Annotated in this window: 10 protein-coding genes; 7 read left to right on the top strand and 3 right to left on the bottom strand. The window is 45.1% G+C overall.

Annotated elements, in window-relative coordinates:
- Positions 1 to 875: 875 nt before the first annotated feature.
- The 3 genes from gntK to ABTV53_RS28955 all read right to left on the bottom strand — a co-directional run bounded on the left by gntK (position 876) and on the right by ABTV53_RS28955 (position 4,738).
- Positions 876 to 2,423 (bottom strand): gluconokinase, encoded by a 1,548-nt coding sequence (gene gntK, locus ABTV53_RS28965; protein WP_433749286.1) that lies wholly within the window; start codon positions 2,421 to 2,423, stop codon positions 876 to 878.
- Between the two features lie 66 nt (positions 2,424 to 2,489).
- Entirely contained in the window at positions 2,490 to 3,851 is a 1,362-nt protein-coding gene (locus ABTV53_RS28960; protein WP_433749283.1) for a gluconate:H+ symporter, read from the bottom strand.
- Between the two features lie 212 nt (positions 3,852 to 4,063).
- On the bottom strand, positions 4,064 to 4,738 hold the full coding sequence (locus ABTV53_RS28955) for a GntR family transcriptional regulator (RefSeq protein WP_433749280.1): 675 nt from the start codon (positions 4,736 to 4,738) through the stop codon (positions 4,064 to 4,066).
- Positions 4,739 to 5,314: 576 nt separating this feature from the next.
- On the opposite strand from ABTV53_RS28955, the gene rpmH reads away from it, so the two are divergent.
- From rpmH to rsmG, 7 genes are all read left to right on the top strand, one after another.
- On the top strand, positions 5,315 to 5,449 hold the full coding sequence (gene rpmH, locus ABTV53_RS28950; protein WP_017691413.1) for a 50S ribosomal protein L34: 135 nt from the start codon (positions 5,315 to 5,317) through the stop codon (positions 5,447 to 5,449).
- A 358-nt stretch (positions 5,450 to 5,807) separates the two neighbouring features.
- Complete coding sequence (rnpA, locus tag ABTV53_RS28945) at positions 5,808 to 6,158, top strand: ribonuclease P protein component (protein ID WP_036611981.1); 351 nt, start codon at positions 5,808 to 5,810, stop codon at positions 6,156 to 6,158.
- A gap of 74 nt (positions 6,159 to 6,232) precedes the next feature.
- On the top strand, positions 6,233 to 7,111 hold the full coding sequence (locus ABTV53_RS28940; protein WP_433749277.1) for a YidC/Oxa1 family membrane protein insertase: 879 nt from the start codon (positions 6,233 to 6,235) through the stop codon (positions 7,109 to 7,111).
- On the top strand, positions 7,108 to 7,809 hold the full coding sequence (gene jag, locus ABTV53_RS28935; protein ID WP_433749274.1) for an RNA-binding cell elongation regulator Jag/EloR: 702 nt from the start codon (positions 7,108 to 7,110) through the stop codon (positions 7,807 to 7,809). Before ABTV53_RS28940 ends, jag begins: the two co-directional genes overlap by 4 nt.
- 210 nt (positions 7,810 to 8,019) lie before the next feature.
- Positions 8,020 to 9,396, top strand: coding sequence for a tRNA uridine-5-carboxymethylaminomethyl(34) synthesis GTPase MnmE (gene mnmE, locus ABTV53_RS28930; RefSeq protein ID WP_433749271.1), 1,377 nt, complete (start codon positions 8,020 to 8,022; stop codon positions 9,394 to 9,396).
- Positions 9,397 to 9,577: 181 nt separating this feature from the next.
- Positions 9,578 to 11,467, top strand: coding sequence for a tRNA uridine-5-carboxymethylaminomethyl(34) synthesis enzyme MnmG (gene mnmG, locus ABTV53_RS28925; RefSeq protein ID WP_433749268.1), 1,890 nt, complete (start codon positions 9,578 to 9,580; stop codon positions 11,465 to 11,467).
- Positions 11,467 to 12,189: a 16S rRNA (guanine(527)-N(7))-methyltransferase RsmG gene (rsmG, locus tag ABTV53_RS28920; RefSeq protein ID WP_433749265.1), complete on the top strand. Its 723-nt coding sequence runs from the start codon at positions 11,467 to 11,469 to the stop codon at positions 12,187 to 12,189. Before mnmG ends, rsmG begins: the two co-directional genes overlap by 1 nt.
- Positions 12,190 to 12,608 lie beyond the last annotated feature (419 nt).

The following is a 12,608-nucleotide window of genomic DNA, read 5'->3' as shown; positions in this document are numbered from 1 at the left end:
AGACTGTCACTCCTTTTACATGTTCCAAGTGTGGCTTAAGCCATGATGCAGTGTCGAAATACGAGATATATTGTTGAATTTATCCCCAAACCCCCGCAGGTCGAAAACAAAAAAAGTATGAACAACGGAAAATTGTTCACAACTTTATCCACAGGCTGTTGATAATATTATGGGTCAGATCACATATTCACATCCAAAAGTAATACAATCATAGCAAAAGAAACCCCGCATTTCAACGTATCGCGTGATTTTATCCACAAATTCAATAACTTGTGTATAATTTTTAGTCACAACACAATATATTGTTTATAAACTGTTTAATTTTCGACAGGAAGACCCAAAAACCAAAAATGTTTTATACACAGGTTATCCGTCAAATGATGCCATATTGTGTGTAAAAGTATTATTCGTTTGTGAATAACCTGTCTGTGGATAACCGTGAATTGAAAATGGAGCATGATTGAGATCGGAAAAAGAGTGACCTCTCACCCTCGTGTTTTTCATGCCGATGGGGCGATGGTGAAAGCCACGAATTCGTGTCAGGGTAGGAGACGGAGCGTGCAGTAAACTCATGCCTTTAATTGAACAAGATCAGTGGTGTATTTTCTGAACAGATGGTAATTCTTTGATCAGCGATGTAGAAGAATAGGTGGACCAAGAGGACTTCATTTTGAGACATATGTAATGTGAATCATCAGGATCAAGGGGGAAGCTGATGCTCTAATATGGAGGATCAAGTATATGAATGTATAATATGAATTCAAAGGATAGTTTATGCGTGTATAGCAAAAGAGGGTGTCCCCTGAAACCAAAAATCGGTTTCAGGGGACACCCTTCGTTTTTGGTGAAGAGATGAAGTATATAGATTGATGAATTTAGAGACGGGGAAGGGACATTTTACGCTGGAATTCAGCGATATCTGCATACTCCTCTTCCAGTTTGCGAGAGATCCGAATAAAGATGGGCAGCAGCTCCTGGTAGAGTACAGCATTCTCTTTGACAGGGGTATGTCGATGCGTTGTACCCACCATGGAAGAAACGGCATGAAGCGATTGGATCCGCCCTGTAGCGTACAAACCAAGCACAACGGCACCCAGGCAGGAACTTTCGAAGCTCTCGGGTACAACCACTTCCTGATTGAAGATATCGGACATCATCTGGCGCCAGAGAGGAGAACGCGCAAACCCACCTGTGGCTTGAATAGAGGTAGGTTGCCCAATCTGTTCTTCCATAGCCAGCAGTACCGTGTATAGATTGAAAATAACCCCTTCCAGGACAGCACGGATCATATGCTCTTTCTGATGATGGAGTGTTAAGCCAAAAAAGGAACCACGGGCATCCGGATTCCACAATGGGGCGCGTTCGCCCGACAGGTACGGATGGAACAGAAGCCCTTCCGATCCTGGCCGGACACGTTCGGCAATTTTGGTCAGCACATCATAGGAATTAATGCCAAGTCGCTTTGCTGTCTCCACTTCAGACGCGGCGAATTCATCCCGCACCCAACGAAACAGCATGCCACCGTTATTCACAGGCCCGCCAATAACCCAAAGATTCTCTGTGAGAGCGTAACAGAACGTTCGACCTTTCGGATCGGTAACCGGACGGTCCACGACGGTACGAATGGCTCCGCTGGTTCCGATGGTTGCTGCGACAACACCAGGTTCAATGGCGTTTACACCGAGATTGGATAAAACTCCATCACTTGCGCCAATAACAAAGGGCGTGGAGGGGGAGAGAGCCATTTTTTCAGCCGATTCGTGATTCATTCCTTCTAATATATATGTTGTGGGTACGAGCTTTGAAAGATGATCCGGTGTAATGCCTGCTACCTGAAGGGCCTCTGCATCCCAGTCCAGTTGCTCCAGATTGAGCAAGCCGGTACAGGAAGCGATGGAATGATCAACAACATATTGCCCGAATAGACGGAAGAACAGATATTCTTTAATCGATATAAATTTGGCGGTGCACTCGAAAAGTTCAGGTTCATCGTGGTGCAGCCACATTAATTTGGTCAGCGGTGACATCGGATGGATCGGCGTACCTGTGCGGAGATAGATGCGGTGTCCTAATCCATTCTCTTGAAGCTGGGCAGACCAAGCAGCACTTCGATTATCCGCCCAGGTGATGCAGCGGGTTAAAGGTTGGTTGTCCTGTCCCATGGCAATGACACTATGCATAGCCGAGCTACAGGATACAAACAGGATCTGCTCGGCAGCAACGCCACTCTGATCCATAACTCCCCGGACAGAGCGCAGGGCCGCTTGTACAATCTCTTCAGGGTCCTGCTCGGCAACATCGGGTGCAGGGGTATACAAAGGATACTCCTGTGTTGAAGTACTTACGACAGAGCCTTGCTCGGTAAATAACACGGATTTGGTACTGGTGGTACCAATATCGATCCCAATCATATAGTTGTTCATATATATAATCCTTCTTTCTCCAGAAAGCGATGAGATTTTAATTTCTTTCTACTATAGAGACTCCATTTATACCACTGTACTCAGGAGCAAAATAAAGATCAGTCCGACCACGGATAATAGTGTTTCCATAACGGTCCACGTTTTCAATGTCTGGGCAACGCTCATATTAAAGAATTCTTTGATCATCCAGAATCCTGCATCGTTCACATGAGACAAGATGAGTGACCCCGCGCCTGTGGCGAGTACAACCAGCTCAATATTGGCCCCTGGTGTGAGTGCAAGCACTGGAGCGACGATGCCAGCAGCTGTTGTCATGGCTACGGTTGCTGAACCGGTAGCTACACGAATAAGTGCAGCGACAAGCCAAGCGAAGAAGATTACATTAATGTTGGCATGGGTGGCCACTTCAGCAATGGCGTTACCTACACCACTGTTAATCAATACCTGTTTGAAGGCACCGCCTCCACCAATAATGAGAATGATGGTCGCCGTAGGCGCCAGACATTCACTGGTGAAGCGAGAAATATCGTGCTTGGTGAATCCACGTGCAAAGCCGAGTGAAAAGAGGGCAAACACAACTGAAATGAGCAGAGCAATGATCTCATGACCGATAAATTCACTGAAAACAGTGAAGCCGCTCGTGGCATTTGGGTCAATGATGCTTGCTATGGAACCAATCAGCATTAGAATAACCGGCAGCAATATGGTAAAAAGGGTAATACCAAACCCAGGCATGTTGCTATTTGTTTTGGTTGCGAATTGTTCAGCCAGTTCTGCTGGCGGTTCGGTGTGTATTCTTTTACCAATAAATTTACCAAATATGGGACCTGCAATAATTGCTGTAGGAATACCAACAATAAGAGAGTACAAAATGGTTTTGCCCAGATCCGCGCTGAAGGCTTCAATCGCTATCATTGGCGCTGGATGTGGTGGAACCAAACCGTGTACAGTCGACAGACCCGCCAAAATGGGAATACCAATCTGCAGCAAAGACATGTTAGTTTTACGTGCAACTGTGAAAATGATGGGGATCATCAAAATCACGCCAACTTCGAAGAAAACGGGAATACCAACGATAAATCCAACAATCATCATAGCCCAGTGCACACGTTTCACACCGAACCGATCGACCAATGTAGTTGCAATGCGCTCGGCACCGCCAGATTCGGCCATCATCTTACCAAGCATCGTACCGAGAGCAATTACAATTGCAATGGTTCCAAGTGTGCCGCCAAGTCCCCCGGTAATGGAAGAGATGACATCGGCAGGTTTCATGCCTGTAAGCAAACCGAGCATTAATGCGGACAACAGCAGGGTGATAAAGGGATTCCATTTATACTTGGATATCAAAACGATCAGAAAAACGATCGCAATTAACGTCCAGACCAATAATGTTGCGTTGTGGGATAGTCCAAAAAGAGTGCTCATGATGTTGTGTGCTCCTTTATTTCTGATATAGAACGCTTACAAGTGAAATTATCGTCAACAATTTTTTATGCCGGTACTAAATAGAGGAGGTATTGGCGAAAAATGTAGTTTTATCCTGCCCAAAATGAAAACAAAATCGCATTTTGTATACTTGTCGACAAGTTAAGCCGCAATCACTCACAGCGGATGTGATTGCAAACACCTTGCTCCTTTTAGGAATCAAAGCTTTCGTGCAGGGTTTTGCCAGAATCCTGGAAATACGTGCGGACTCCAGCCTGAATGAGCATCTTGTCACCGGATTCAAGTGCTTCAACCAGCAAACGGTGCTTCTCAATTACAGCGCTTACTTTCTGCTCGCCTTGAACAAATACTCTGCGCGTTGTGAGCAGCATAACGGTCATCACAACATATCGAATACTCTTCCATAGATGTGAAATGCGGGAATGCTGAGCAGCGTCAATGATGGTCTCGTGGAAAACAAGATCCTGATAGGCGAATTCGACGGCGTCCTGATGCCGTCCAGCAAGTTGCATTTTGTCGATCACGTTACGCAACTGGGTGATTAATGATTCTGGTACATCACCAGCGAGTCGCTGCTGCACAAAACTTTCAATCAGGAAACGGACATCATACAATTCTTCGACATCCTTAATTCGTAGTCCAATGACAACCACACCCATACGTTCAAGTCGAATAAGACCTTCATTAGACAATGTTCTTAACGCTTCACGTACAGGTGAACGACTGCTGTCAAAATCAGCCGCAATTCGATTTTCCGACAAAATCTCTCCAGGTCGAAGGGCACCACTGATGATCCGCAGCCTTAATTCACAGGCAATGGCTTCACCACGTGAAGCTCCTTGAAGCCAGGAAGAAGGAAATAACATATGGCTAACGCTCCTATTAATAATAATCAGTTCATTACTGCTCATAGCATAACTATTTTGCGGACTGGACATTTCAGTTCAATCCATAGTCTGTAGCTGCATGCTAACGGCTCATGTTTTTTTTCAAAGGACTACTTGTATACAAGATGTGATTTTTATCCTACACCTTTCTCAAAAGCTTGTAAACCATTATTGAAGCGGATACAACCTGATTCAAATTCGACAATATTTATAACCTATAATCATTATCCACATGTGAATAACTTTAAACAGGATGTGATAAAGGAAATAGCGGGTATTGGAGGGTGTGGATAACTATAAATGCTGAAATATGGTGATGAGATCAGGGTCTGGGGATAACTTTCAGGATTTCTTCGGGGCTTGGGAATGGTATTGAAGTGAACGGATTGTGGTCATTACTTTGGGCGGGATGAAGAGTGTATATAAAAGAGGGAGAAGCCCTGCGCCTTGCTGTTGACTTTTCCAGGTGATCATGGTTAAATATATAAAGGTGTTTTCTGTGAAGATGAAAATGATTCATCACATAAGTATTTCCTTGTAAGGAGGTGCAATACATTGAGACCTACATTCAAACCGAACGTTAGCAAACGTAAAAAAGTTCATGGTTTCCGGAAAAGAATGAGCACGAGCAACGGCCGTAAAATTTTGGCCGCACGTCGCCTTAAAGGCCGTAAAAACCTGAGTGCTTAATGCATTGAAGACCACCGAGGTGGTCTTTTTTTTCTTAATGAGCTCAAATCAGACTGGATGCTGCTACAGATCAGGTCTGAATGGTCTGCGAAAAAGTGCTGAACACACACGAAGTATGTTGAGTGAGTTTTCCATTTGTCGAAAACTTACCTTATATAATGATGATCGTCCGATTGGTTTAAAATAGCCAATCAACCTTTATCCCGGATGAATGCTGATCAGTTCAAGCAGCTGATTAACAATCATCCCAAATGAAGTTGTCGCCAAGACGGTTTACCGTCATTCAAGAAAGCCTATACTAAATCAGTAATGAGGCCTCCGTCAACAACATTGGTGGAGAACAGCAAGGAGAAGCGCCGTGTATAAAAGACTGCGTCTACGAAACCGGGCGGACTTTAGCCGCGTATACCGGTATGGAAAATCGTTTGCCAATCATCAATTCGTGGTGTATGGCTGTCGCCGTAAAGATACGGAACAATTTCGGGTCGGCGTATCATGCAGCAAGAAAATCGGAAACGCTGTCGTACGCAACCGGATGAGACGCATGATCAAGGAAATTGTTCGTCATCATGAGCATGAGATCGTCACGCAGATGGATCTGATTTTTATCGTCAGAAAAGGTGCACTGGACATGCCCTATAAGGAAATGGAAAAAAGCCTGCTACATGCGATGCGAAAGGGCTCTCTTTTGAAGTCGAGCAAGCGGTAAGCTTCGGTTTATTTGTCCTCCTAATTATGGTATGATTTACGGTGGAATGGAATGGTTAAGAGAGGGGTTATGAAGTGTCGCGATTGAAGACATCAAAGGGGAAGTGGATTCTCCTCATTGCAGTCATTGCAATGGTCACTGTACTCGCCGGATGTACTCCACAAGGAGCCGGGGTTACTACGGAAGATCTAAAGAATAGTGATTCTTTTTGGCAAGCCAATGTTGTGTACTGGTTCTCACTGGCGCTGGATACATTCGCCAACTGGTTCAAAGGTGAATATGGACTGGCCGTCCTCGTGATGGTGCTTATTGTACGGACATTGATTTTACCATTAACAATGAAACAAGTCCGTAGCTCCAAAGCTATGCAGGCCATTCAGCCGCAGCTGAAGGAGATTCAAGCCAAGTTTAAAGATACACCTGAGAAAGTTCAGCAAGAAACAATGAAGTTGTTTCAGGAGAACAAAGTTAATCCGATGGCGGGTTGTCTGCCACTTCTGATTCAGATGCCGATTTACATCGCACTTTATAACTCAATTTACGGAAACTCCAGTCTGAGAACACATGATTTCTTGTGGCTCCAGCTCGGGGAACCGGATCACCTGTTTATTTTGCCAGTGCTGGCTGCCATCACAACATTCATTCAAACATGGATGATGATGCGTATGAACCCTGCACAGCAAATTGGTCCGATGCAGTTTATGCTGTGGGTATACCCAATTTTGATCTTCGTGATGTCTTACCAGTTCCCGTCAGCACTTCCGCTGTACTGGTTCTACAGTAACATCTACACGATCGTGCAAAACTATTTCCTTTACCGGAATAATGATAAAATCGTGGCTGAGGTCAACGTGAAGCAGAATAGCTCTTCCAAAAATGGAGCTAAACGCAAAAACGGTGGCAAAGCGACCGTCTCTGGAAAAGGGTCGAAAGGGGCCAAAAAATCGAAATGACCAAAGTCATTACGTCAGGAAAAACCGTTGAAGATGCTGTAAACCAAGGATTGACCGAGCTTGGCGTAAGTCGGGACAAGGTCGAGATACAAGTGTTAGAGCAGCCGTCAAAAGGATTCCTGGGTTTGTTCGGGGTGAGGGCGGCCAAAGTTGAAGTGACCTTATTGCCTGTGCCGGAAGTTGTTCCACAGCCGATCAAGCCAGCTGCATCCAAACCTGAAGTAGATGCATTACTTGAGGATGTCGCAGCTAAAAATCCCTATGAAGAAGCGGCTGCTTTCTTGAAAGAGGTCGCAGCAGGCATGGGACTGGATGTTGAAGTGCATATCAAAAAACAGCGGGATGGACATATCTTCAATATTGCCGGTGAAGATCTGGGAATGATTATTGGCAGACGTGGACAGACGCTGGATGCACTCCAGTATCTAACGAACATTGTAGCGAACCGATACTCGGAAAGCTTCGTTCGAATTGTGCTCGACGCGGAGAATTTCCGTCAACGTCGGCGGAAGACGCTGGAGGATCTGGCTGAACGGTTGGCCGGACAAGCCATCCGTACCGGCAAGGAAGTTGTACTGGAGCCAATGCCTCCGCTCGAACGAAAAGTCATTCATGCAAAACTGCAAAATCACCCGCAGATTAAGACGTTAAGTAAGGGCGAGGAACCTAATCGGCGTGTGGTCATTACGACGAAATAACACGAAATTGAAGACGCAATGGCTTCCTGCCCGGTGCAGAAGCCATTGCTTTTTTCGTACAGAAGCAATTTGGTAAGGCACGTAGAACAAGTGAAGAGTGAACTTAATACGATAAGTGACATGTCATATGTTATAACATTAATAGATATGAAAATGGATATGGCGTTCCCCGAGGGACGGCAATTTAAAATAGAGCAAGGAGAGATAACCATGATCAGTGATACGATCACAGCGATATCAACGGCTGTCGGAGAAGCGGGTATCGCCGTGATCCGGGTCAGCGGCCCGGATGCAGTGTCGGAGACGGAAAAGATTTTTCGCAGCAAAACCCCTTTAACTCAGGCAGCATCTCACACGGTTCATTATGGTCATATCATAGATCCGACTAATGGGGAGAAGATTGAGGAAGTATTGGTGACGGTAATGCGAGCACCACGCTCGTTCACAACAGAAGATGTCGTGGAGATCAGTGCGCATGGCGGTGTAGTGTCGGTAAAACGGGTCATGGACCTGTTGTTGCAGCTTGATATTCGTCTGGCTGAACCCGGTGAGTTCACGAAGCGTGCTTTCCTTAATGGGCGGATTGATCTGTCTCAGGCGGAAGGTGTCATGGATCTTATTCGTTCCAAATCGGACCGGGCGTTCTCGGTTGCGCTGAAACAGGTTGAAGGCAAACTGTCTTCCAAACTGCGTGATCTACGATATACATTGGTGGAAACACTGGCTCACATTGAAGTAAATATCGATTATCCCGAGCATGATGTGGAGTCGTTAACGTCTGATTTTATTAAAGAAAAGTCCAGTCAGGTTATGACTGAAATTGATAAATTGCTGACTACAGCAGAGCAAGGAAAGATCCTGCGAGAAGGTATCACGACAGCTATCGTTGGACGGCCTAACGTAGGTAAATCCTCATTGATGAATACACTTGCGCAAGATAATCGAGCTATCGTAACGGACATTCCAGGAACAACTCGTGATGTAATCGAGGAGTTCATTACAATTAATAATATCCCACTGAAGTTGCTGGATACAGCAGGAATCCGGGAAACAATGGACGTTGTAGAGAAGATCGGGGTAGAACGCTCTCGTTCTGCGGTAAGTGAAGCCGATCTGATCTTGATGGTGGTGAATGCTGCGGAGCCACTTCATCCCGATGAGATTGAATTATTGGAACAAATCCGCGGTAGACAATCGATAATCATTATGAATAAAATGGACTTAACGCCACAGGTAGAACGTGACGTGCTGCTTCGTTACATTCCGGAAGAACGGCTTGTACCGATGTCGGTGAAAGATGATCTGGGTGTGGATCGACTGGAAGATGCCATCTCTACGTTATTCTTCAGTGGTAAACTGGAGTCTGCAGACCTGACCTATGTGAGCAATGTGCGTCATATTGCTTTGCTCAAAAAAGCGAAGCAGTCCCTGGTGGATGCCTATGAAGCAGCAGAGCAGTTCATTCCGATCGATATGATTCAGATTGATGTTCGTTTGGCGTGGGAGCATTTGGGCGAGATTGTTGGAGATACAGCACATGATGCATTAATTGATCAGATTTTCTCCCAGTTCTGTCTAGGAAAGTAAAAATAATATACTGCCGATTGACTTAAATCGTAGTGTATGATGGAGAGGTACAATTTCTGCCTGTTGTCAAAGGATGGAATGATATTGTAGCCATTACGTGTTGGTTTCATATAGATAGGAATGCAAGTTCCGTTGAACGGTTAGAAGTATTTTGTTTTCATTATAAAGGAGGTAAACGGGAATGGCTTTTGATGGCGGCAGTTATGATGTAATCGTCGTTGGTGCGGGACATGCTGGTGTAGAATCCGCGCTGGCCGCAGCTCGTATGGGGTCCAAAACACTAATGATTACGATCAATCTGGATATGGTGGCCTTTATGCCTTGTAACCCATCTATTGGGGGACCGGCCAAAGGACATGTTGTACGCGAGATTGATGCACTTGGTGGGGAAATGGGACGAAATATCGATAAAACCTTTATTCAGATGCGGATGCTTAACACAGGTAAAGGGCCTGCTGTTCACGCGCTTCGTGCTCAGGCAGATAAATTCTCCTACCAGCATAAAATGAAGGAAACGATGGAGAATGAACGTAATTTGACGATGCGTCAGGGTATGGTTGATCGACTGATCGTTGAAGATGGGAAATGTGTAGGCGTTGTGACTCAGACCGGAACAGAGTATCGGGCTAAAGCGGTCGTTCTGACAACAGGCACATACTTGCGCGGCAAAGTGATCATGGGTGAGTTGATGTATGAGAGTGGACCGAACAATCAACAACCATCTCTTAAATTGTCAGAGCATCTGCGTGAACTGGGTTTTGATCTGGTTCGTTTTAAAACAGGTACACCCCCACGTGTGCATAAAGATACGATTGATTTTAGCAAAACCGAAATTCAGCCGGGCGATGATGAGCCGAAGTTTTTTTCGTATGAAACAGAATCTTCTGATAATGAGCAGCTGCCTTGTTGGTTGACGTATACATCTGTTGAAACACATCAGATTATTAATGATAATTTGCATCGTGCACCGATGTTTTCCGGCGTAATTGAGGGGACTGGGCCGCGTTATTGTCCATCCATTGAGGATAAAATTGTCCGGTTCAGCGACAAACCGAAACATCAGATTTTCCTGGAGCCGGAAGGCAAAAATACATCCGAGTATTATGTGCAGGGACTGTCTACAAGTCTGCCAGAAGATGTTCAACTTGCGGTTCTGCGCTCCATTCCGGGTATGGAAAAAGTGGAAATGATGCGTAACGGTTATGCGATTGAATACGATGCGATGGTGCCTACACAATTGTGGCCGTCCCTTGAAACCAAACGTCTGCCAGGTCTGTTCACAGCAGGTCAGATTAATGGTACTTCGGGTTATGAAGAGGCGGCTGGACAAGGTGTTATGGCCGGCATTAATGCAGCGCGCAAAGTACAAGATAAAGAGCCGATTGTGCTTGATCGCTCCCAAGGTTATATTGGCGTGCTGATTGATGATCTGGTAACGAAGGGGACCAATGAACCGTATCGTCTGCTGACTTCACGCGCTGAATATCGTCTATTGCTTCGTCATGATAATGCAGATATGCGTTTGACGGAAATCGGACATGATATCGGTCTGATCCCTGATGATCGGTATGCGAAATTCCTGGATAAAAAGGCGAAAGTCGAGCAGGAAGTTGCACGTCTGAAAGTGGCTAAAGCTCGCCCGGTTGAAGTGAATGCCAAGCTGGAAGAGTACGGATCTACACCTATTCAGGATGGCAGTACGTTGCTGACCTTGCTGCGTCGCCCGGAGCTGGGATATGAACTGATTGAACAGATCTCACCATCTGAGGTAGAACTGACAGCAGATATGAAAGAACAAGTCGAAATACAAATTAAATATGCGGGTTATATTGAGAAACAATTGATCCACGTGGAACGTTTGCAAAAGATGGAGAAAAAGAAAATTCCTGACACTATTGTATATGATGAGATTCATGGTCTGGCTATGGAAGCCAAGCAGAAGCTCGCTACGATTCGTCCAATCTCAATTGGTCAGGCTTCTCGTATTGCTGGAGTTACTCCTGCCGACATCTCCATTCTGCTGGTCTACCTGGAGCATTATAACCGTGTAACCGCAGCAAGGGGACAATAATGGACGATATTCAACGGCAGCTTCAGCTGCGCTTGAAGGAACATGGATTGGAACTGGGAGAACTCCAATTGGAGCAATTTGAGCTGTATTATCAGGAGCTGGTTTCCTGGAATGAAAAGATGAATCTGACCGGAATTACGGATCGTGAGCAGGTGTATACCAAGCATTTTTATGATTCGGTATCGCTGGCTTTTTATACTGACATGACCAAAGTGAATAAGCTTGCTGACATTGGATCAGGAGCGGGTTTTCCGGGATTGCCACTGAAAATCTGTTTCCCGCACATTAAGCTTACGATCATTGATTCATTAAATAAACGGATTGGCTTTCTACAGCATGTGGTGGATATCCTTGGCCTGACAGACGTGGAGTTGGTCCATGGACGTGCTGAAGAAATTGGACGCAAAGAAGGGTATCGTGACAGCTACGATCTCGTTACGGCGCGTGCAGTAGCCAAGCTGGCTGTGCTGAATGAATTCTGTCTTCCTTTTGTTCGCAAAGGTGGAATGTTCGCTGCGATGAAGGGCGGAGACCCGCGTGAAGAAATGAAGGAAGCGGAGTTCAGCTTTAATCAGCTGAAAGGACGGGTTAAGGCCGTTCATCCATTCCAGCTGCCGGTTGAAGAATCAGAGCGTCATATCATTCTGATTCAGAAATTTGATAAGACACCATATAAGTATCCGCGCAAACCAGGTACTCCAATGAAGACTCCGCTGATATAGTTGCGAGATGGTTTGGAAGTGAGTCAAAACAAATAGAATTATAGACATAGATAAAGAGGATGTTTCACGTGAAACATTCTCTTTTTTTGATTTCTGAAATGATTAATTGAATGTATGCAAGTCGTCATAATTTCCAATATTCACAAAGAAAAAGCAGGAAAATTAGCAGAGTTTAAAGAATAGGTAAGCATAGGATTATGATAGAAAAGATGATAGAATAGAAGTATCCGATCCTGGGTCACAGCGATCATAGATTATATGTATAGATAGATGGATATGCGTTCGATGTTGCATGACAGGAAGCGTTATGAAAGGCAAAACTTATTCCAAGAACGATGCATGTGAAAGGTCGCTTATTGAATAAGAAGCACCTGCAAAGACTGTGGGAGCTATTACGAAACTAGGTGGTAATCTGCGGA

This window comes from Paenibacillus amylolyticus (genome assembly GCF_050990605.1).
GTDB lineage: Bacteria > Bacillota > Bacilli > Paenibacillales > Paenibacillaceae > Paenibacillus > Paenibacillus amylolyticus_H.
This window is presented reverse-complemented; position numbering and strand designations above follow the sequence as displayed.

What these genes read in the sequence shown, in the direction of transcription:
- ABTV53_RS28955 (WP_433749280.1), bottom strand. Translation starts at nt 4,738, where the DNA reads ATGTTATTTCCTTCTTCCTGGCTTCAAGGAGCTTCACGTGGTGAAGCC.
- gntK (WP_433749286.1), bottom strand. Translation starts at nt 2,423, where the DNA reads ATGAACAACTATATGATTGGGATCGATATTGGTACCACCAGTACCAAA.
- mnmG (WP_433749268.1), top strand. Translation starts at nt 9,578, where the DNA reads ATGGCTTTTGATGGCGGCAGTTATGATGTAATCGTCGTTGGTGCGGGA.
- ABTV53_RS28960 (WP_433749283.1), bottom strand. Translation starts at nt 3,851, where the DNA reads ATGAGCACTCTTTTTGGACTATCCCACAACGCAACATTATTGGTCTGG.
- rsmG (WP_433749265.1), top strand. Translation starts at nt 11,467, where the DNA reads ATGGACGATATTCAACGGCAGCTTCAGCTGCGCTTGAAGGAACATGGA.
- mnmE (WP_433749271.1), top strand. Translation starts at nt 8,020, where the DNA reads ATGATCAGTGATACGATCACAGCGATATCAACGGCTGTCGGAGAAGCG.
- jag (WP_433749274.1), top strand. Translation starts at nt 7,108, where the DNA reads ATGACCAAAGTCATTACGTCAGGAAAAACCGTTGAAGATGCTGTAAAC.